The 20,648-nt window shown below is 37.4% G+C and carries 20 protein-coding genes and 3 pseudogenes; 7 read left to right on the top strand and 16 right to left on the bottom strand.

The genetic code is table 11. The annotated features are described in order from the left end of the window. Positions 1–92: 92 nt before the first annotated feature. Positions 93–560 carry a phage tail protein gene (locus J7E63_RS01770; protein ID WP_215010016.1) on the top strand — a complete coding sequence of 156 codons (468 nt, stop codon included), beginning with the start codon at positions 93–95 and terminating at the stop codon, positions 558–560. A gap of 207 nt (positions 561–767) precedes the next feature. Here J7E63_RS01770 and J7E63_RS01765 read toward each other — a convergent pair whose 3' ends face one another. From J7E63_RS01765 to J7E63_RS01740, 6 genes and pseudogenes are all read right to left on the bottom strand, one after another. After that, entirely contained in the window at positions 768–1,046 is a 279-nt protein-coding gene (locus J7E63_RS01765) for a hypothetical protein (protein WP_215010015.1), read from the bottom strand. Positions 1,047–1,246: 200 nt separating this feature from the next. Further along, a complete protein-coding gene (locus J7E63_RS01760) occupies positions 1,247–2,158 on the bottom strand; it encodes an AEC family transporter (protein ID WP_215010014.1) in 912 nt (303 codons plus the stop codon). Positions 2,159–2,297: 139 nt separating this feature from the next. Continuing rightward, complete coding sequence (locus tag J7E63_RS01755; RefSeq protein WP_215010013.1) at positions 2,298–2,738, bottom strand: YaiI/YqxD family protein; 441 nt, start codon at positions 2,736–2,738, stop codon at positions 2,298–2,300. Positions 2,739–3,097: 359 nt separating this feature from the next. Beyond that, a complete protein-coding gene (locus J7E63_RS01750) occupies positions 3,098–3,325 on the bottom strand; it encodes a hypothetical protein (protein ID WP_308161877.1) in 228 nt (75 codons plus the stop codon). Positions 3,326–3,438: 113 nt separating this feature from the next. Then, positions 3,439–3,876 (bottom strand): annotated as a pseudogene (locus J7E63_RS01745) (aminotransferase class I/II-fold pyridoxal phosphate-dependent enzyme); the annotation flags it as partial. Positions 3,877–3,903: 27 nt separating this feature from the next. Then, positions 3,904–4,950 carry a YeiH family protein gene (locus J7E63_RS01740; RefSeq protein ID WP_215010012.1) on the bottom strand — a complete coding sequence of 349 codons (1,047 nt, stop codon included), beginning with the start codon at positions 4,948–4,950 and terminating at the stop codon, positions 3,904–3,906. A 131-nt stretch (positions 4,951–5,081) separates the two neighbouring features. Between J7E63_RS01740 and J7E63_RS01735 the strand changes: the two genes are divergently transcribed. Beyond that, positions 5,082–5,975 carry a LysR family transcriptional regulator gene (locus J7E63_RS01735; protein WP_215010011.1) on the top strand — a complete coding sequence of 298 codons (894 nt, stop codon included), beginning with the start codon at positions 5,082–5,084 and terminating at the stop codon, positions 5,973–5,975. Between the two features lie 230 nt (positions 5,976–6,205). On the opposite strand, the gene J7E63_RS01730 is transcribed toward J7E63_RS01735, so the two are convergent. Then, positions 6,206–7,390, bottom strand: coding sequence for a sulfite reductase subunit alpha (locus tag J7E63_RS01730; protein ID WP_215010010.1), 1,185 nt, complete (start codon positions 7,388–7,390; stop codon positions 6,206–6,208). A gap of 146 nt (positions 7,391–7,536) precedes the next feature. Here J7E63_RS01730 and J7E63_RS30450 point away from each other — a divergent pair. Beyond that, positions 7,537–7,677 (top strand): annotated as a pseudogene (locus tag J7E63_RS30450) (IS3 family transposase); the annotation flags it as partial. Between the two features lie 218 nt (positions 7,678–7,895). On the opposite strand, the pseudogene J7E63_RS01720 reads toward J7E63_RS30450, so the two are convergent. The 7 genes and pseudogenes from J7E63_RS01720 to J7E63_RS01690 form a co-directional block, all read right to left on the bottom strand. Next, positions 7,896–8,387: pseudogene (locus tag J7E63_RS01720) on the bottom strand (sugar ABC transporter substrate-binding protein); the annotation flags it as partial. 267 nt (positions 8,388–8,654) lie between these two features. Beyond that, positions 8,655–8,864: a hypothetical protein gene (locus tag J7E63_RS01715; protein WP_215010009.1), complete on the bottom strand. Its 210-nt coding sequence runs from the start codon at positions 8,862–8,864 to the stop codon at positions 8,655–8,657. Between the two features lie 633 nt (positions 8,865–9,497). Further along, positions 9,498–9,662, bottom strand: a complete 165-nt coding sequence (locus J7E63_RS01710; RefSeq protein WP_215010008.1) for a hypothetical protein — start codon at positions 9,660–9,662, stop codon at positions 9,498–9,500. Positions 9,663–9,848: 186 nt separating this feature from the next. Further along, complete coding sequence (gene rbsK / locus J7E63_RS01705; protein ID WP_215010007.1) at positions 9,849–10,724, bottom strand: ribokinase; 876 nt, start codon at positions 10,722–10,724, stop codon at positions 9,849–9,851. A gap of 42 nt (positions 10,725–10,766) precedes the next feature. Beyond that, the gene (locus tag J7E63_RS01700; RefSeq protein ID WP_308161876.1) at positions 10,767–11,888 is read right to left on the bottom strand and encodes a M20 metallopeptidase family protein; all 1,122 of its coding nucleotides are present in this window, start codon (positions 11,886–11,888) and stop codon (positions 10,767–10,769) included. Positions 11,889–12,025: 137 nt separating this feature from the next. Beyond that, complete coding sequence (locus tag J7E63_RS01695) at positions 12,026–13,207, bottom strand: M20 metallopeptidase family protein (protein WP_215010006.1); 1,182 nt, start codon at positions 13,205–13,207, stop codon at positions 12,026–12,028. Between the two features lie 26 nt (positions 13,208–13,233). Continuing rightward, positions 13,234–14,493, bottom strand: coding sequence for an MFS transporter (locus tag J7E63_RS01690; protein WP_215010005.1), 1,260 nt, complete (start codon positions 14,491–14,493; stop codon positions 13,234–13,236). Positions 14,494–15,584: 1,091 nt separating this feature from the next. On the opposite strand from J7E63_RS01690, the gene J7E63_RS01685 reads away from it, so the two are divergent. The 4 genes from J7E63_RS01685 (at position 15,585) to ppnP (ending at position 18,772) form a co-directional block, all read left to right on the top strand. Next, the gene (locus tag J7E63_RS01685; protein WP_215010004.1) at positions 15,585–16,823 is read left to right on the top strand and encodes a saccharopine dehydrogenase family protein; all 1,239 of its coding nucleotides are present in this window, start codon (positions 15,585–15,587) and stop codon (positions 16,821–16,823) included. A 1-nt stretch (position 16,824) separates the two neighbouring features. Continuing rightward, on the top strand, positions 16,825–17,952 hold the full coding sequence (nspC, locus tag J7E63_RS01680; RefSeq protein WP_215010019.1) for a carboxynorspermidine decarboxylase: 1,128 nt from the start codon (positions 16,825–16,827) through the stop codon (positions 17,950–17,952). Between the two features lie 200 nt (positions 17,953–18,152). Beyond that, positions 18,153–18,404, top strand: coding sequence for a DUF2535 family protein (locus J7E63_RS01675; RefSeq protein ID WP_215010003.1), 252 nt, complete (start codon positions 18,153–18,155; stop codon positions 18,402–18,404). 53 nt (positions 18,405–18,457) lie between these two features. Continuing rightward, complete coding sequence (gene ppnP / locus J7E63_RS01670) at positions 18,458–18,772, top strand: pyrimidine/purine nucleoside phosphorylase (RefSeq protein WP_215010002.1); 315 nt, start codon at positions 18,458–18,460, stop codon at positions 18,770–18,772. A 124-nt stretch (positions 18,773–18,896) separates the two neighbouring features. Here ppnP and J7E63_RS01665 read toward each other — a convergent pair whose 3' ends face one another. Continuing rightward, positions 18,897–19,067: a hypothetical protein gene (locus J7E63_RS01665; protein WP_215010001.1), complete on the bottom strand. Its 171-nt coding sequence runs from the start codon at positions 19,065–19,067 to the stop codon at positions 18,897–18,899. Between the two features lie 86 nt (positions 19,068–19,153). Then, positions 19,154–20,626, bottom strand: a complete 1,473-nt coding sequence (gene gucD, locus J7E63_RS01660; protein WP_215010018.1) for an alpha-ketoglutaric semialdehyde dehydrogenase GucD — start codon at positions 20,624–20,626, stop codon at positions 19,154–19,156. Between the last annotated feature and the right edge of the window lie 22 nt (positions 20,627–20,648).

The following is a 20,648-nucleotide window of genomic DNA, read 5'->3' as shown; positions in this document are numbered from 1 at the left end:
CAACTAAGTGTAACCTATCCAGAATGGCTTAGTTTTTGATGAAATGTGGATCCCTGTTGTTCGGAAATAAAGAGAGAAAAGGAAGGATGGAAATGTCCAATATCGTTGATTTTAAAAATGTGTCTACGGTTGGTTTAGAGTCTTCACCAGTAGTAGAAGCGCTTGCTGGTTTACGTGCTAATGAAGCCCGTTACTTTATGAACAAATACAAGCATGAATTTACGGTTGTACCAGCTAGCGAAAGTCAGGAGACCCTTGATTATGTGAACCGAATTTTGAAAGAAGAACGTGATATTGAGTTTGCTGCCAAACCTTTAGAAACGTCGCGTTTTCAAGTGGAAAATATCAAAATGGCATACGTCTTTTATGAGGATGGTCTTGAGGTCAATGTCATGTATACGGTTGATGGCCCTAAGCCGAAGCGGGCCGTTGGTTTTAAGCTTTCTGAGGGGATGGAGGTACCAAAGGAGTTAGAAGGGAAGTTTAAGTTTGCTAGGCAGAAATCTAAACTAGCTGGAACAATTCGGGGCTCGTTTTTTGTAATTAAAGGAGAATATTAAAGTAAGCAAAAGCGCAAGTGGAGGAATCCAGCCATTGCGGTCTGTGTCATCTACGCTGGAATCAGGCATATATGGATGCGTGGATGGAGAAACAATCTTGACTAAGAAAACAGGTGCTTGACCCCCAATGCGTTAATGTGTTCATACAGCGGGTGTCAGGCACCTTTTCACTTATTCCAATGAAATTTTAACCACTTTATCATTTTTTCAATTGTACACTAACATGAACCAAAGAAAGGCCATAATCCATACCATTGGAATTAAATTAATTATAAAAGCAAGTCGTTTCTTTCTCACTCGGAATACCCAGGCTAAAATGGAACTGATGATTACAGCAACTGGATATAAAGAAACGGCCAGAACAAAAGAACTATTAGATAGGTTCACACCACTGTCGAAACTCATAAACGACAATCCCCAAATTACAAACCAGGGAATCAAAGAAAGTAAATATAAGATTTGGCTAATAATCAGATATAGTTTCATAAATTCCTCCTCTGAAAAAGCCTGAAACCATAACAAATTAATCAATATGAATGATTATATGAGGGCAATACAAGAATTATTAATTGGAAAGTGACTTTCTAACTTGAACAACATTCTTCATTTTAGCATCTTTTGATAATGATAAAGAGTGGAACAAAAAAAGCAACAAGAGCCTGTGAAGTTTGTTTTTAATTAAAGATTTATAAAATAAAGTTTGCAAAAATATATAAAATGACAATACTAATTAAAATCGTAATATTTGATATAGTAGCGATTAAACGGGTGCTGCTGGTGCTGTATTTAAATTCAACGGCAAATGTTAAGGCGGATGCTGCAACAGGTAGTAAAAAACCGATCAAGATTGTAAATCGATACATCTGATTGTACGGAAGGATATGGAATAAACCAAATCCAAAAAGTAGACCTAAACCATATCGGAAGGTTAAATATTTCAACATAGGTTTAATCAATTGTTTGTCAAATTTAAAATTCAAATAGAGCCCTAATAATAATAATGATAACGGCATATTTGCACCAGAGATCGTACTTGCAACATTAATGATCATATCAGGTAATTGGAGGTGGCTAAAATTTAAAAGACTAGCAATAAGATACGTCATTAACGGAATAGACTTGGCAAGTTTTTTTAGAATTTCTATTGGTTTAAGCCTAAGTCCTTCTGCTGAAAAATAACTTCCTAAAATATAGGCAATTCCAAAAACGACAAATGATGTTCCAACATCAAACATACTAAAATAGGTTAATCCATCCATACCCCATATTGCATAAACTAAAGGAAATGCAAATAAGCCAACATTAAATCCGGAAGAAAGCATCAGAAAAGAACCTTTCAGTTCTCTTTCCTCATTTTTAAAAACTAAGAAACCTAGACTTGCTGCTATGATTCCATAAACAAGTACGATAACTGGTAACAAAATTAAAGAAGTTTCTATTTTTACAGAATCGAATGTGACAAGAACTAAGGCAGGAAGGGTAATTTTAAAAATAATTTTTGAAATGACTACTCCATCTTTTTCTTGTAAAATATTTAAACGCTTTAATAGATACCCAAGGGCAATGATAATAATAATATAAAGAAATTCCTGATTCATTAAAAAAATACGCTCCTCTATGAAGTATCTAAATTTGAGTTTCTGTAAGTAAGTATAGGTGATAAATTCATCCTGTCATTTCATTATGATGTCGTCTCTGTCTAATAATGAATAGAAGAGTGTTGGCTAAGTCAACACTCTAATTAAAAATAACTTGTTTAAAAAGCCTCCTAAATTGCTCCCGATCTTCTGCTGTAAAAGGCTTGGGTCCCTTTGTTCGCTTTCCGCTTTTTCGAGCCATGGCACTAAAATACCGTGATTGTAATAATTCGTCAATGTTTTCATTTGTATAGCTAAACCCTTTATGGTGAAGGACTGTACATCCTTTTGCTAAACCTAGCGATGCAAGTCCGTAATCTTGCGTAACAATAATATCTCCTGATTCGGCTAACTTCATAATCCGATAATCGGCAGCATCTGCTCCAGAATCAACATAAATGATTTCCACTCCTGAAGGTTGTTCCGCATTAGAATAATGAGAAAAGCTCGTCACAAGGATAACAGGAATTTCTGCATTTCTTCCTTCTGAAATAATAATATCTTTTACCGGACAAGCATCTGCATCCACATAAATTTTCATTTTTATCTCCCCTGTAAAAAAGTTCGAATTAATAGTGATACTATTGCTAAATTAAGCTTTTGTCAAACCATGGAAGCAGAAGGACGGTCCTATACAAAGTTCCTGACTCCCAGTATGTTTAGAAATTATGGTAAGGTTCTTCATGCCTAATCAAATAGAAAAATCCTAATTAACATTAATTTAGTTAATAGGATTTATTAATACGTATTTATGCTGCTTTCTTAACAGTTGTTTCTTCACTAAATTTTAATTTTTCAAAAATACTAATGTGAAACCATATTATCAAATACCTTATAAACTTAGATTGGCCCGGGGGTATACCCTACAAAGGAATCGTGGGCTGAAAAAATACCTTCTTGTTATAAAGGTTGAAATACCCGAAACTTACGGAGTTGTTTTCCATCAACATGGATGGTTATCGCCGTTTGATCGCCCTCCGTTTCAAGGATGTGACAATCCGCTGGGGGCAGGAGTTTGCCAGTCATTTGCTGATTTACAATCAATGTATCAGTTTGCCTGAGTTTTACTAAACTTTCTGAAATCTCATCCAATCGAAGATAGTTCGTCACCTTGATCTGTCCAGCCACAACCCCTTCGCCTCCCCAAGTACCATCGTGATCATGGAGTGAAGTTTTCTGCCCCGGCTTCCAGACAAGTGCAATTATATAGATAAGTTCAAAAAGCAGGTCCAATCAGTTAATTCAACACAGGAAAATGCGATTCGAAGATCCGTCTTGGCTAGGGAGATCGTCCCCACTCCGTACTGCTTGAGCAAGTGGATCCGCAGCGTTTCTGCATTGGAATGCTTGATTTGAAGACACACGAAATACCCTGAGTTGAATGGATAGGGTTCGAATGCATCCGCATATTTCCCGTCTGCTAAGATCTCTTTGACTCGCTTCGCCCTGGCTTCCATTACCTTATTTCTCTCCCAGCGCTGCACTTCAAATTCGGGATTTAACAAGGCATCCAAAATGATTGTTTGGGAAAGATGGGGACTGCATGAAATGGTACTTCGAATGGAACCCATCGTCTTTTTCTCCAGCGCTTCCAAAACCGAAGCATCTTGGATTCCAAATGTGAGAAACCCAACACGAAAACCCCAAGCATATTCTTCTTTGGTTGCCCCATCAATTTTTCAGTTTACTATAATAAACTATCATTTTTATACAATAAAGTAAGCTAAAATTGAAAGACAGATAGATGTAATCCCCATCGCGATTAACGGTTTTAATGCCTTCGTACGGAGATCCCGAAGACATACATTTAATCCGAGTCCGACCATTGCTGCTGTTAAATACCATGGAGTAAGCTTGGAAATACCATTCATAACTTCACTTGATACTGGAATAGTTGTACCAATGACATAACTTCCAATAATGCTCATGATAATGAACCCTATTAAAAACCATGGAAATTCAACCTTCGTTTCAGAACATTCGTCCCTAGATCTTTTCCTTTTCATGATATACATCAAAAGGAAGCACAGTGGAACAAGTAAAAACACTCGGCCTAATTTTGCAAGTAAACCAATAGCTAGTGCATCTTGTCCCCCTGGTGCTGCAGCTAAGGCTACGTGAGCAATTTCATGTAAGCTAATTCCTGACCAAATGCCATAATCTATGTCTGACAACGCTAAGAAGGGCCGTAATATCGTATAAGAAATCGCAAAAATCGTCCCAACTAAAGCAATAATACCAACACCAATGGCGGTATCTTCATCTTTTGATTTAATAATTGGTGCTATCGCAGCTATGGCTGCCGCACCACACACCCCTGTACCTACTCCAAGAAGAAGTGATATATTTTTATCTGCTTTCAACATTCGAGCTAGCCATACTGTTACCAAGATAGCAAAGATAATAACCCCAGTATCTCGAACAAGTAATCCTAAACCATCCTGTAAAACCGTACCTATATTGAGCTTAAGTCCATACAAAATAATCGCAAACCGTAATAATCTTTTCGAAGAAAATTCTATACCTGAACGGAGGAGTTCAGGGTAACCAAAAAATTGCCGATACATGACTGCGATCACAATCGCGGATGCTAATTGACCAACATGATCAAATCCAGGCGTTTTTGCCAATAAGTAGCCCAGTAAGGCAATCATAAAGGTAAAGCCAATTCCACCGATCCATTGGCCAAAAGATGAGGTTTTTTTTAGGGGTTGGATAGGTTCTTTATTTACTCTAGTGTATTGCGCTTCCATCTCATCACCACCTTTATTTATTAACAATCTCAGACTAAACCTTTTCTATCCATAAGAAAAATAATTATTTATGATACTTATCATAAGTAAAACTATATAATAAAAAATAAACTGTAAAAGGGTTGATAAAAATGGATCAACAGTTACAAGTCTTTGTAACGGTAGCAGAGATGGAAAACTTTTCACGTGCAGCAGAAGAATTACATATGACTCAACCTGCAGTAAGCCAATATATTCAATCTTTTGAGCGTACCATGGGGACAAAATTGTTGGAGCGCAGTAATAAATTTGTACGCTTAAATAAAGCTGGGGAAATTGTCTATCATCACGCAAAAGAGATATTAGGTCTCTATACAAAAATGCATTACTTGATAGATGATCTAACCAATAAGACAAGTGGACCTCTTTCAATTGGTGCCAGTTATACATATGGGGAATACGTTTTGCCGCATGTTATTGCAAAAATGTATATGAAATATCCATTAATCACTCCAACCATTACGATTGGGAACACAAAAGAGGTAGCAAAATTAGTTTTGGGGCACCAATTAGATGTGGGAATTGTGGAAGGGGAATTCAAAGATAAAAATTTAGTAATCGAACCTTTTGCAGAAGATTCCATGTATCTGGTGGCATCACCAAAACATAGCTTGGCACAAAAAAATGGTGAAATTAACATATCAGAATTAGAGGAAGAAACGTGGATTGTCAGGGAAAATGGTTCTGGAACTAGAGAAATAACTGAGAAAATGTTCAGATTATGTGAAATCATTCCGAAAAAAACATTGGAGTTTGGAAGTACACAACTAATTAAGGAATCTGTAGAAGCAGGTCTTGGTGTTAGTCTACTTTCTTACTGGGCGATTCGTAAGGAATGTTCAATGGGCTCTTTAAATGTCATAAACGTAAAACAACTTCCAATTATACGGAAATTTTCAGTTGTCTTACGATCCCCATTCCAGACTAAAGCGTTAAGCGTATTTTTAGAACTATTAAGAGAAAGTAATAAGGCCATACCTGATTAATGAAGTGGTTGCAGTTTTGTTGCATTATACAATAGGGCGCCATTCTTTAACAAGAAGGCATCTCCTTCTATTGGACATATGATGAAGTAACGAAAAAAGCCCAATTTCTCAATATTGATGATGAGAAATTGGGCTTTTTATATTGGGATTTCCTTAACGCTGTAATAGGCGGTTATCCCTTCGTCCAACCGGAACGAAGGGTGGCTACTATAGATTTTTGCAGTTTTCTTTTAATACACATCACGTTGATAACGCCCTTGCTTCTGCATATCTTTTAAATACGCTTCCGCTGCATCGCGACTCATCGCACCTTCTTTTTCAATTATGCTAATAAGTGTTTCATGGACGTCTTTCGCCATATATTCCTTATCTCCGCATACGTAGAAATAAGCACCTTTTTGAAGCCAATCGAACAGTTCTTTACTATTTTCTTGCATTTTATGCTGAACATAGACCTTTTGAGCTCCGTCGCGGGAGAAGGCAGTATCTAATTTGGAAATTACCCCACCTTGCTGATATTGTTCCAACTCATCTTGATAAAGGAAATCAGAGGCAGCATGCTGGTCACCAAAAAACAGCCATGACAGGCCTGTTCCTTTATTCACTGCCCGTTCCTGTATAAAAGAACGGAATGGCGCAATACCTGTCCCAGGGCCAACCATAATAATATCAATATCATGAGACTCTGGCAGATAAAAATGTTTATTGGCTTGAACAAAGACTGGAAGCGTATCTCCTTCATTTACACGTTCAGCACATAAAACAGAGCAAACCCCTTTACGCTCTCGTCCATGGGCTATGTAGCGCACTGCACCGATGGTTAAATGAACTTCCTCTGGATTCGCTGCAATGCTGCTTGCAATCGAATAGAGGCGCGGCGTCATTTTTCTTAAGAAGGAGACGATTTCCTGAGCAGTAGCTTTCCATGGACCGAATTCACGTAACATATCAAGCAAATCTCGTCCATAGCAATATTCTTTCAATTGGGCTGCATTTTCAACCAAGAGAAGCTTTTGTAACGCTTCGTTTTCTGTAAACGCAGCTGCCTGCTGTAAAATCTTTTTTGAAAGTAATGTAATTTCAAAATAGTTAATAAGCGCTTTCTTTAGTGGCAATGTCTCACCTTGCTTATTGATAATTACAATCGCTTCTTCATCCCAGTGCATTTCCTCAAAAAGCGAAGCCACAAGCTCTGGATCATTTGAAGGGATAATGCCTAGGGTATCACCTGGTACATAAGAAAGGTCTGACCCTTCTAGTGATAACTCAATATGTCTTGTTTCTTTACTAGAGCCTGACCCATTGATATTAATATTTTTAAGAATTTTTGCTGGAAATGGATTTGTTCGTGAAAATGGTGTTTGAACCCGTTGGTCTTTTTGGGCATTTTTAGTGTTATCCAAAGTAATTTGCATGGTTCTTAACCTCCAAAAGTAATATAGACAATTTTAACATGATTTTGGAAATCAGATGTGTATTTTTTCACAATTTTCTTTCCAATTCCGAGTGAATTTACCAATCAAATTTAAAGTGCTGGAACTATATATAGTTTGTTAAAGGACAACATTTTGATAGTTTAGAAGAATTTACAAGGGAATTAAATGACTATGTCCACTGGTTTAATAACATACGAATTCATGTAACACTTGGTTATGTAAGTCTTGTTGATTTTAAACTTGAACACCTTAATAAAGTTGTCTAGTTTAGTGTTGACAATCCAAGGTAACATTTTATCTATTTGTGGTTAAAATCTCTTTAGATTGGAATACAAGGCCTTGTAAATACTTAAAGCATGATAACTCGTATGTGAATTATCATGCTATTTTAATTGTTATTTCATATGCTTTTAAGATTTTCCATCATTCAAACGTATTTTGACAATCAGTGAAGGTTTTCACCAGCACCCTACAAAATAGCCAATTAAAACCTCATAAATTTAGTTAATACTTCTTTTTTATAAAAGTCTATTCTCGATTTTGCATTATCTTTTGTAATGATGTCAACTCCGCCATCAATTCTTTTTTCTATGTATTCTCCCTTAATTACTTTTAATGCTATATCTACGCTGAGATACCCCGTATCATACGGATTTTGGGATAAGGTAACGTCCAACCTCTCCTCGTCAATGGCCTTCAGCATTTCCCCAACACCTTCCGTTCCAATGATAGGAATCTTTAATTCTTTTTCTTCTATTACTTTTAGTGCATTTAAAGCTATGCTGTCATTTGTGGCAAACACTCCCTTAATATCGGGATAATTGTGCAAAATGTTACTTATTCCTGATTTCATATTCCCAAATTCCTCGTGCCCTTGCTGTTCCATGACAACTTTAACCCCAACACTTTCCAAAACCTCTTTGGCTGTCTTAATCTGATCATTCTCAACAAAATTATCTTTCGTTTCGAAAATAAAAGCTACTTGATCTCCTGGCTGAGTAAGGGAAGATAATAACTCTCATGCTAATGTGCCAAGCCTAAGGGGATCTGTTCCAACAAAGGTAGTTTGATTTTCCCATTGAGCGTCTTGATTCAACATTATCACAGGGATATTTTTTTTTGAAACTCCTTGAACACTGGGATAGCAGCAAATGATTGTGTAGGAGTGACGATTAGTGCGTCTGGTTTTTGCTTTAAAACCTCTTTCAACATAGTAACCTGGTTTGAGGCTGAATATTTTGAATCAGGCGCAATTTACTTTCCCATCTATATCAAAATCTACAAATCCCTTTTCTATTCCCGCTTTAACGATTTTCGAATGATCAGTATTTAATTCTTGCAAAACGACAACAATTTTAGGCTTTTCATCCCTTTTAATAAATTTAAATGCGAAGCCAATCGAGATAACAACAAATACTACCAAAACTAACGGAACCATCCATCTTCTTGTCATTTTCCCTCGCTCCTCATAGCGCTACAGATGAATTAAAACTTTAAATATAACAGAATCTCTGATTGCTTCTGCGGCATCCCTTACATTGATAACGGTTACATTTAACTCCGATTCCATTTCTTTAGCAAACTGTTTAGTTTTTTCTTCATTCAAGTCAAATACTTTAATGTATCCGATTTGATTTTTAACACGCAGTTACTTAACTGTACTCGAATGAAATGGGCCTCGGTAATGTCATATTTTTTCCAAAAGATTTTTGCACATTTTCCCACTTATCGGAATAATCTTTTTGAATGTTATGAAACTCTTTTTTTAAATCAAAGAAGCTTTCATACCCTAATAAGATACGTTGCCAAATAAGCAGAGGAAGTGCACTAAGGTTTTCTTAGGCCACTGTTGTCAATGACGAGTCGATTCACTCCCACAAGTTTTAATTCTTTTTTCTCTTATTCTACTATAATTAGTTCGTAAAAGTATATCTGAAACCAAGAACGTTCATAAATTAATTTTCTAATTTTACGAACTTAAAAAAAGCTGTTTTAAAAAAAACACCCGTTCGAAAAAGTGTACTTTTTCGAACGGGTATTTTAATCATGGCTTTGAAGTGAAAATTCATAATCAAATGGGAGAAATTTACAAATCTCCACAAGATTGTCTCGTCCCTTTTGCTTGTTGTTTTGTTTGTTCCGCTCTTGTTTCTGTTGTAACAGACTCATATCCATAACCTGTAGAACTAATTTCCAAGCTTTCTTCTTGATTCTTGTTTGTAAGATTTTTATCATTATTGTTTGTTTCCATTGTCCTCCTCCTTCCATTTATATAAATTATCTGCAATAATTCGTTTTTTATTTAAATATTTAACATACCTTATGATAGCTAGATTTTTAATTACTAACTCTCCATTGAAAAAATAAACTCTAGTTTATCACTAGAGTTTAACGTGATCGAGCTATAACACCGTGCACCAAAATACGGATCATGATTTCAATGACTTAATCGTTTTTTCACATCATCAAATGACGGCATGCCTTTTTGTGCACCAAGCTTCTCTATAGAGAGTGAAGCTGCAGCATTGGCAAATTGAACGGCCTCTTTTAACTTATAACCTTCACTGATTGCAAAGCCCAAAGCGCCATTAAAAGTATCACCGGCACCAGTTGTATCCACTACAGTTGTCTGATAACCACTGACATGGACAATTTCTGAACCATTGTAGTAGGCTGCACCAGCTTCCCCTAGTGTAACGATTAATTTATTGGGATATTTCTTTAAAATTTCATGCGAATAGCCCCCAAATAGTTCCACACATTCTGTTTCGTTAGGTGTAATAAAGGATGCCATATCGATCATTTCTTTCGTGCAATTAGATGCTGGCGCTGGATTTAAGAGAACAGGAACATTTTGTTGCTGACAAAGCTCAAGTACTTTCTCCACTGTTTCTGGTAGAATTTCTAACTGAACGATGACAATTGCACTTTTTGCTAAAAATTCTTTTACCTTTTCGATATCCGAAGGAAATAAACTAAAATTAGCACCTGGAACGACAATAATACGATTATCATTTTCAGATAATATGATATTTGCCACACCTGTGGATTGATCTTTTACTATATTAATATGTTCAATGCTAATGCCCTCTTTAGTTAAATTCTCTTGGAGTTCTTTCCCAAAAATATCCTTACCGATATTCCCAACAAAATTCACACAGCTGCCTAACCTAGCAGCTGCGACGGCTTGATTCGATCCTTTACCACCGGGTAAGGTTGAAAAGGACTTCCCTAAAAGTGTTTCTCCCTGTGTTGGATTTTTTTCACTTTCAACTACCAAGTCCATATTGATACTGCCAACCACGGTAATCATTTCATCGCCACTAGTAACTGGGGTCAGGCACCAAATGTCATCTTATAATACAGCTAGTCCTTCGAACAGTTCTACAGCTGTTTCAATGAGATTGTCCCTGAAGTCAAATTCGTAACTGTGCAGGTTCGGATAATCTTCACCGTTTCCAATATAGGCGTAGGCACCTTTTGTGAGTTTCGTGTAGTGACCGAAATCTTCGGAACCGCGGAATGCTTCTGGTAACTCCAACATCTGAAGCCCATTTTGTTTGCAGACCTGACGAATCTTGTTAGAGCTTTCTTTGTGATTAGAAGTTTCCGGGAATTCATCCTGATATTCGAAGCTTACTTTCAATCCATACTTCTCAGCTTCAGCCTTCGCAAAACCCTCTAGATTCTTCTGAAGTCTGTCCAGTTCATCCTCGTAAAGTGCACGAATGGTCATTCGAAGAACACCCCTGCTGGCATTGACACCGAATGCTTTTGCACCAATGTCAACCTGAACAACAGTACAGAGAACTAACCCCCTATTGTTTGCAGGATCAATGAATCCAGGAATGGCATCAATTACTTTCGCAATTGCAAAGGATGGATTTATTCCCTTCTCCGGTTCACTGGCGTGAGAAGGAACACCTTCCATATAGATGGTCATACCCTTGGAAGCGCAATGCGCTGTTCCATCGATGACATATGCGGTATTGTATTTAAGACCACTCATACTATGCCAAGCAAAGATCTCATCAATGCTATTTTCCTTTATGAAAACAGAACACTGTGCAGCACCATCACCTGTTTCCTCAGCGTGCTGAAACAGGAAGAAGACGTTATTGTCACAACCCTTTTGTTCAATTTCCAGAGCAAAGCCGCAAAGGGTTGCAGCATGTCCGTCATGTCCACATTTATGAGAAACTCCAGGATATTGGGAACCGTACGGCAGATCAATCACTTCGTCTATTGGAAGAGCATCGAAGTCCGCGCGGAATGCTACGTTTCTTCTTCCCCCTTTGGAACGATAGATGGCATAAAACCAAAGGCCTCTATCAACGATCTCAAGATTTGTGTTTGCTTTAAGAAAATTAATCAAATGCTGTTTCGTCCAAACTTCATGATTTGATAATTCTGGATGAGCATGGAGCTCATGACGAAGCCGAATCGCCAATTCAAGATTTTTCTTTTCCAATTTCACTGCCTCCTCTAATAAAAGGTAATCCCTGGCTGTTCTAATATATTACTAGAGAAATTCCAGCAATCATTTTTGATGTAAAATTTTTTTGTTATGGAGTAAAAAAATTTTTACTCCACCTACCTTTTTTAATAGGTTGTTTAATTATTGATCCAATTTATTGCCATATGCACAGCGACAGCTACTCCCCATGGTATAACGCCTTCGTCTAAGACGACATTCGGATTATGAAGGGGATAATGACGATTTTCTAATCCGTTGGCACCCGCCCACATAAACATCGTTGGAACAAGATTACTAATATAGGAAAAATCTTCCGTACCGGATAATGGTTCATTGTTAACTTCGAGGTTATTTTCGCCAATAACTTCTTTTATATATGGTGACATTTGTTCGCATAATTCTGCATTATTATATAACGAAGGTGTTGATAGGGTTTCAAGCTGATAGGTACCACGCATCATTTTCACCGTTGCATCAATGATTTCTGGGATTCTCTTAAATAGATGGCCCCTAACTACAGGATTTAACGTACGTAAGGTTGCATCGAGATGTGCGGAATCAGGAATAATATTTGCAGCCGTACCGCCACCCATCTTCCCAACAACAAGAACGGCTCTTTCACTTGGATCTATTTCTTTCCCCACTAACGTATTTAATTGACTGTAGATTGCGTTGATAATCATCAATGGATCAATGGCTTTTTGAGGTTCAGAACTATGTCCGCCTTTTCCTTGTACTTTTAGGAAAAAGCCATCTAATGATGAAGCAGCAATACCTGGTTTATATCCGAATTTCCCCACTTCCAAGCCTGGGTCAACATGAAGGGCAAGTGCTGCATCTACTTTTGGATTTTCCATTAACCCATTGGCCACCATATCTTTCGCTCCAGCGCCAATTTCCTCAGCTGGTTGAAACATGATTTTGACCGTTCCGTTGATTTCATTTTCTCTTTCCTTTAATAACTTTGCTGTACCGAGCATGAATGTCGTATGGATATCATGACCACAAGCATGCATAAATTCATTCGTCGATTTAAACGGCAAATCGGTATTTTCCTTTATAGGTAAAGCATCCATGTCTCCTCTTAACAAAAGAGTTTTTCCATTTCCCTTGCCAATAGTTACAACTAGTCCTGCTTTCCCGACCTTTTTGGGCTCGAGCCCCATACCTTTTAATGTTTCTTTCACGTATGCGACTGTATTTGGTAAGTCAAATCCAAGTTCAGGATTTTCGTGAAGATGTCTCCGGTGTTTGATTAGTTCATCCTTGATCTCAACTGCGCTTGATAAAGTGTTAGCCATGTTTATCGTCTTATTCATAAAAATACCCCTTTCCCTTTTTTAAATTAGGCTGCATCTTCATCCAATGAATTTTTAGAAAATTTAGGCTTCAATTTAATGGAAACGAAGAACAATCCTAATTGGACAACAGAAAGCACAATTAAAACATCTAGTAATAATTCATAGGAATGGTTCAAATTAAATATCGCACCTGATACGATAGGAGTGATCGCTGCACCTAATGAGATAAATATTGATACTACCCCATATTTTGCACCAAATTCTAGCTCACCAAAAAGCGCTCCAGTAAGATAAGCAGGTGAAACAGTTACAGCCGTTGCACCTATACCTGAAAAAACGGTATAAAGAATGGCAGGTAATAGAATGTTCCCTTTCATCAGGAATATAAAACTTACCAAACTTCCTGCAGAAATAATAAATAAGGTGGTGAATAATCCTAACTTGTCAAATAAGCGCCCGACTAGTAGCTTTCCGATGATCACCATTGCCGAACCTATTGATAATAGCAATACCGCTGTTTTAGCTGTGGCACCTATATCTGCTAAATATGGGGCAAGATTGATCAGCATACTATTAACCACAATGCCACCTACTAAGATGGCGAAACAAAGAGTCCAAAATGACACTGACTTAAGTGCTTGTCCTTGAGTTGTACCTGTTAATACATTCTTTTTCGTAGGATGTAAAGTTTTTGCCTCACCTAATGGCATTAAACCTTTATCAGTTGGATTTAATCTTATTACAAATACTGCAAATGGGATTAATACCACACCTATTAAAATCCCTAGAACAAGATAGGCTGATCTCCATCCGTAGGTTGTAATGAGCCAGTTAACTAAAGGACTCAGGATGACACCGCCGAAACCAGTCCCTGATAACGCTAAACCCAAACATAATCCACGTTTATTATTAAACCAATTTGTGATAAGAACAGATGTTGGAATCATAGCTCCACCTGATAGGGATGCACCCATAAGTACTGCAAATAAATAAAAATGAATTAGTTTTGTTGAAAATGAAAAGCCAACAAATGCACTAGCTCCTATTAAGATAAATAATGTTAAATATATCCTAATGTCCATCTTTTTCATTAGTTTACCTGCTATAGGGCCTACAACCATTGCAGCTAAAGCCATAATCGTATAATACGTCATAAACTGGGACCGTTCGAATCCGAGTTCATTGGTAACAGGCAGAGTAAATAGTGAAACTAAGTTAGCAATCGGAGCATAAATGAACATCATAATCAAAAAAGTTGCTACTACAATCCACCAACCATAAAAAATCTTCCCCTTGTTGTTCACAACATACCATCCCCTTTGTTAATATTGTTAGCTGTACTGCCCTAAATCAATTTTAACTAAAAATAAAATCCCTCCTTTTATCATCTTCTTGTAAGCGCTTCCTAGTATCATCGGCCAAAAAGAGACATTTTTCTTATGATTTTTTATTATGCAAATTTTGTGCCAACTAATCTTTCTTTTATAATTTTGTCTGATTTTTGCTGTTAATTCCTATTATTCTTTAACTTTCAGCACTATAAACTTTATAATTAAAGAATGATAAGAATGTAGATACTGTAAAAAAATTTTTACAGTATCTACATATTATTTTTTGTATATCCTTTTAACCAATCTTTTCTCGGATCCAACGGTGGGTTTATTCGGGACTTTATCTTATTTCTTTAATAAATTTTTATAAACCATCCAGCTCAATGATTTCACCTTTGTTTATCACTAAAATGCGATTGGCATTTTCAATGGTTTTCAAGAGATAGTCGAAATTTGTCATATTTTTTTCTTTTTTACTATTGCCATTATTTTTATATACTGCTAATATAAAAAGTGCGTAATTTGGAAAGCGATTATTCAATATGTCTGGATCTTTCCAAGCAGATAACTTTTGACCACTTCCTCAAAGAAGTTAAGGCCATACGGACAGCCGGGTCAAATGCCGAATGGCAACTTTAGTTGCCTTATTGATTGAGTTAAAAGCTCAAATTTTATAAGTTGGTTACTTTACAACCAGTGCATATGCATACAACTTGTGAAACGGTCAATAAGAGTAGTAAAAGTGATTATTTGCTATATAGACTCTGATCCTATTATGATATATTTTGAATATTATAGAGCTTCCTTACAAATGTCCTCGGACCTTTATGGTAAAAGTATACATATGATTTTTATTACGGTATACTTATGCTTTTTTAATATTGATGATTATATCGAAAGCAAGTGTTGTGCGCGATTATGCGCTTTGCACTTGCTTTTTTTGTTGCGTTTCGACAGTTTTTTTAGGGGTTATGACAATAATTATTATCGTTCAAACCATTGAAATATTGTTATAGAACTCCTCTTTGCACGGTCAAAAGTCTATTAAGTTAGGAGATAGGAAAATGGGAAAAGCGCTTATTATTGGTTGTGGTGGAGTGGCATCAGTAGCCATCCATAAATGTGTTCAAAACAGTGAGGTATTTGAAGAGATTTGTATCGCAAGTCGGACAAAATCAAAATGTGATGACTTAAAAGCCAAACTAGATGCAGGCAAAACGAAAATTACAACTGCACAGGTTGATGCAAACAATGTTGATGAGTTGATTGCTTTAATTGAAGAAGTAAAACCAGATATCGTGATGAACTTAGCATTACCGTATCAGGATTTAACGATCATGGATGCTTGTCTGGCTACAAAAACAAACTATATGGATACAGCAAACTATGAGCCAGAAGATACGGCGAAATTTGAATACAAATGGCAATGGGACTATCGCGAACGTTTTGAAAAGGCTGGTATTACGGCTCTTTTAGGAAGCGGCTTTGACCCTGGTGTAACAGGCGTATTCTCTGCCCATGCGCTTAAACATCACTTTGATGAAATCGAGTACATCGACATCCTTGACTGTAATGGCGGGGATCATGGCTATCCTTTCGCGACTAATTTCAATCCTGAAATCAATATCCGCGAGGTTTCTGCTAACGGAAGATATTGGGAAAACGGTGAGTGGATCGAAACTGAGCCAATGGAAATCAAACGCGTCTATAACTTCCCTGAAGTTGGCGAGAAAGATATGTACTTGCTTTATCATGAAGAACTTGAATCTCTTGCTGTAAACATCCCAGGCATTAAGCGGATCCGTTTCTTCATGACATTTGGCCAAAGCTACATTACTCACCTAAAATGTCTTGAGAATGTAGGCATGACTTCCATTGAGCCCATTGAATACGAAGGAAAACAAATCATTCCACTTCAATTCTTGAAGGCTATGCTACCAGATCCAGCTTCACTTGGACCTCGTACAGTTGGAAAAACAAACATCGGCTGTATCTTTAGAGGTAAAAAGGACGGAAAAGAGAAATCTTATTACGTTTACAATGTTTGTGACCACCAAGAATGCTATAAAGAAGTCGGTTCTCAAGCAATTTCTTATACAACAGGTGTTCCTGCAATGATCGGTGCGATGATGCTGATGACTGGTAAATGGAATAAACCAGGCGTATTCAATATTGAAGAATTTGATCCAGATCCATTTATGGATGCATTGAACAAGTGGGGACTTCCATGGCAAGAAGACTTATATCCAGAGCTAGTAGATTCTGAGCCTATTAAGGTAAAAGAGCCGGAGCTTGTTCGATAAGATGCGGTTTGAGGAATTACCAACACCCTGTTATGTAGTCGATGAAAGTCTTGTCGAAAAAAATCTAAAAATCCTGAACGGAGTCATGGAACGGACAGGAGCAAAGATTGTTTTGGCGCAAAAAGCATTTTCTATGACAACCATGTATCCTCTCATTGGAAAGTATTTAAGCGGTACAACAGCAAGCGGCTTGTACGAGGCTCGTCTAGGTTACGAAGAAATGGGCAAAGAGAATCATGTCTTTGCCCCTGCCTATCGTGAAGATGAAATCGATGAAATTGTCTCCATTTCCGACCATATTATCTTTAATTCCTTCTCACAGTTGGAAAAATTTAAAGATAAAGCCCTACAAGCTGGTTGTAAAGTAGGATTGCGCATCAATCCTGAATGCTCTACACAAATTGGACATGCCATCTATGACCCATGTTCACCAGGTTCTAGGTTTGGTGTTACAAAAAAGCATTTTCGTCCCGATTTGCTTGATGGCGTTTCAGGGCTGCATTTTCACACTCTTTGTCAGCAAAACTCTGATGACTTAGAAACCACTCTTCATGCAGTGGAAGAAAAGTTTGGTGAATGGCTCCCGCAAATGGAATGGATCAACTTTGGCGGCGGTCATCATATTACAAGGGAAGATTATGATACCCCGCGCCTAGAAGCTTGTATTAAGAGAATGCAAGATAACTATGGTTTAGAAGTCTATCTTGAGCCGGGAGAAGCGATTGCTTTAAATGCAGGTTACTTGATAACGTCTGTTCTTGATCTCCATCAAAACGGATTGGAGATTGCGATTCTTGACACTTCTGCCACCTGCCATATGCCTGATGTATTGGAAATGCCTTATCGTCCCCCTCTTTTTGGATCAGGGGAAGCTGGAGAAAAGCCATTTACGTATCGACTTGGCGGGCAAACCTGCCTGACAGGCGATGTCATCGGAGATTATTCTTTTGATCAGCCATTAAAGAGCGGAGATCGCTTAGTTTTCGGTGATATGGCGATCTATACGATGGTCAAAAACTCTACTTTTAACGGCATGCCATTACCGGCCATCGCTATTCAAGATAAAGATGGAGATTGTCGTGTCGTGCGTGAATTTGGCTATCAAGATTTTAAGATGCGACTAGCTTAAAAAGACTACTATCTATGAAGAGAAGCACGATTACGAAGTTGTAGCTTCTCCTTCCTGAATATCTATTGAAAAAACCAGATTCTGAAAGATGAGTCTGGTTTTTATTAAAAAGTCTGAATTATTTTTGAACACTTAATATTTAGATATTAAGTGGATAATAGGTTATAATTGAAAGAAACTCGTAAAAAGAAGATGATATTTTGTTATGTAAGAGCCTAGAGTTCAAAAATGTTTTTGGACAGAAGATAAAAGTCATTGAAATTCCTGTGTTAGAAACAAATAATCGCTATTATTTTATGATACAAGTTCGTTTACAAATGTTTATTTCTTATCTTTATAATAAACCTCACGAAAAAAGCTGCTATTCTTTTCGTGAATATTTGAAACGAAAAATGAGTTGGCCCGATTACCAAGATTTATTTCGTATGATGGAGTTTAGAAATAACGCTTAATTTTTTTAGAAACTTTGTTTAAATGATAGCAGTAAAACGAGAGGATGAATTCAATGTCACACTTTACAAATGCAACAATCACCAAAAAGGCAAATATATATTTTGACGGAAAGGTTACAAGCAGGACGATCCAATTTCAGGACGGAACCCAAAAAACTTTAGGTGTTATGCTTCCAGGCGAATATGAATTCTCTACATCTCAAAAAGAAGAGATGGAAATCCAAGCGGGAAAACTGGAATATAAATTAAAGGGTCAGGATTGGGAGCTAATTCAAAATCAAGGTGTATTTTATGTGCCTGCAAATGAAAGCTTTTTATTAAAGGTTCATTCTATTGTTGATTATTGCTGCTCCTATCTACCTGAATAGCAATCAAACATTCTATTATTCGCAGCAAAGGAAAAATACGTTCTTCGATTATTAAACGAACTCATTATGGTATATAAATCTAAAAAACCTCGATTAGATCGAGGTTTCTTATTGTTCATTATGATCATCTAATTTTATAACATAACATGTCAGGTATACTGATTTTCTTTAACATAGGTCCATCCATTGTTCCAAGCAGTACCGGTTTTCCTCCTGAAGCAGCATATTCACTTAATGAAAAGGCGCCCTCCATCTCTTCAATCTGAACGTCGACGTGAACCTGGATTTTTTTCAATTCCGCTTCTATTTCTCTGGCAAACCTAGTCGTGAACCCTTCTAAAAAGCGAACCGAGCTTCACATTCCTGAGCATACCAGATCCCTTAAGCATCCCCTTTTACAAACACCGTCTTAATGGCGGTAAAGAACTCTTTGGCTGCTTCTCCTTGTTCGCGGGAACCTGTACTTGATGCTTTCATTCCACCGAATGGAGCTTGGAGTTCAACACCAGCACTTTCTGCATTGATTCTTACGAGACCTGCTTCAATTTCATCGACGAAGCTCAATATAGAATTGATGTTGGATGTAAAGATAGAGGCACTTAGCCCATATTTTGTATCATTTGCAAATTCAATCGCTTGCTCTAATGAATAAGCTTTGATTAACGCGATGACTGGGCCAAAGATTTCTTCCTGGGCGATAGCCATTTGTGGGTTTACATTTTCAAAAATAGCTGGAGTAATAAAAAATCCGTTCTTATGTTCTTCTCCTTGTAAAACTTGGCCGCCTAAGATAAGGGTTGCACCTTCTTCTCTACCTATCCCAATATATTTTTGGACAGTGTTAAACTGACCTTCACTTGCACATGGCCCCATCCAAATACCATCTTGTAAGCCATTGCCCACTGTTATTTTTTTGGTTTCTTGGATCAGTTTTTCTTTAAATTCATCATAAACCGCTTTTTCCACAATAACCCGGCTTGAAGCCGTACATTTTTGCCCGGATGAACGAAAGCCTCCACTGATTACGCCTTCAACCGCCAAGTCGAGATTAGCATCTTTGGTGACGATAACTGGGTTTTTTCCACCCATTTCCATTTGGAATTTAATTCCTCGCTCTGTTGCTGCTTTGGCTACATTTTTACCAACGCCTTCAGATCCAGTAAAGGTAATCGCATTTAATAGGGGATGTTCAATTAACGCCTGGCCGATCACAGACCCTGAACCTGTGATAAAGTTCAAAACGCCTTCAGGAAGACCGGCTTTCGCCAAGCAATCCACTACCTTAGCAGCAGTCACTGCTCCTTCCGTCGCCGGTTTAAGTACAATCGTGTTTCCATAAACAAGTGCAGGTGCGATTTTCCAAATAGGAATAGCCACTGGAAAGTTCCAAGGAGTAATGACCCCCACTACACCAAGCGGTGAACGTTTTGTAAACATCAATGCATCTTTGTCTGAAGAAGGAATAACATCTCCTTCTTTACGCATACCCTCGCTGGCATAATAGCGAAGAATGGCCACACCCCTGGCAGTTTCCCCTTTTGCTTCTGGAAGTGTCTTGCCCATTTCTCTTGTCATCGTTTCAGCCACATCGTCAAGATTTTCTTCCAAGATATTAGCTGCCTTAAAAAGCAATTGTCCTCGAGCCGCTTGACCCAGCTTTCGCCACACTTTTTTTGCCCGATGTGCAGATTCTACCGCTTTGTCCAAATCCGCTTTTGTAGAATTTTGTACATATCCTACGATTTCCTCTTTGTTGGCAGGATTAATACTTTTAATAACTTCTTGTGAGTCAGATTCTACCCACTCGTTATTGATAAAGTTTTTATATGTTTCTGTTTTGTATATTGTTTGCATCATTTACACATCCCCTTTTCTG

The sequence above is a fragment of the Bacillus sp. ISL-75 genome (assembly GCF_018613095.1).
Note: the sequence above shows the minus strand (reverse complement) of the source record. Positions and strands in the feature narration are given on the sequence as shown.

Coding starts and splice junctions, on each gene's coding strand:
- J7E63_RS01770 (WP_215010016.1), top strand. CDS start 93: ATGTCCAATATCGTTGATTTTAAAAATGTGTCTACGGTTGGTTTAGAG.
- J7E63_RS01765 (WP_215010015.1), bottom strand. CDS start 1,046: ATGAAACTATATCTGATTATTAGCCAAATCTTATATTTACTTTCTTTG.
- J7E63_RS01760 (WP_215010014.1), bottom strand. CDS start 2,158: ATGAATCAGGAATTTCTTTATATTATTATTATCATTGCCCTTGGGTAT.
- J7E63_RS01755 (WP_215010013.1), bottom strand. CDS start 2,738: ATGAAAATTTATGTGGATGCAGATGCTTGTCCGGTAAAAGATATTATT.
- J7E63_RS01740 (WP_215010012.1), bottom strand. CDS start 4,950: ATGGAAGCGCAATACACTAGAGTAAATAAAGAACCTATCCAACCCCTA.
- J7E63_RS01735 (WP_215010011.1), top strand. CDS start 5,082: ATGGATCAACAGTTACAAGTCTTTGTAACGGTAGCAGAGATGGAAAAC.
- J7E63_RS01730 (WP_215010010.1), bottom strand. CDS start 7,390: ATGCAAATTACTTTGGATAACACTAAAAATGCCCAAAAAGACCAACGG.
- J7E63_RS01715 (WP_215010009.1), bottom strand. CDS start 8,864: ATGACAAGAAGATGGATGGTTCCGTTAGTTTTGGTAGTATTTGTTGTT.
- J7E63_RS01710 (WP_215010008.1), bottom strand. CDS start 9,662: ATGGAAACAAACAATAATGATAAAAATCTTACAAACAAGAATCAAGAA.
- rbsK (WP_215010007.1), bottom strand. CDS start 10,724: ATGATTACCGTGGTTGGCAGTATCAATATGGACTTGGTAGTTGAAAGT.
- J7E63_RS01695 (WP_215010006.1), bottom strand. CDS start 13,207: ATGAATAAGACGATAAACATGGCTAACACTTTATCAAGCGCAGTTGAG.
- J7E63_RS01685 (WP_215010004.1), top strand. CDS start 15,585: ATGGGAAAAGCGCTTATTATTGGTTGTGGTGGAGTGGCATCAGTAGCC.
- nspC (WP_215010019.1), top strand. CDS start 16,825: ATGCGGTTTGAGGAATTACCAACACCCTGTTATGTAGTCGATGAAAGT.
- ppnP (WP_215010002.1), top strand. CDS start 18,458: ATGTCACACTTTACAAATGCAACAATCACCAAAAAGGCAAATATATAT.
- gucD (WP_215010018.1), bottom strand. CDS start 20,626: ATGCAAACAATATACAAAACAGAAACATATAAAAACTTTATCAATAAC.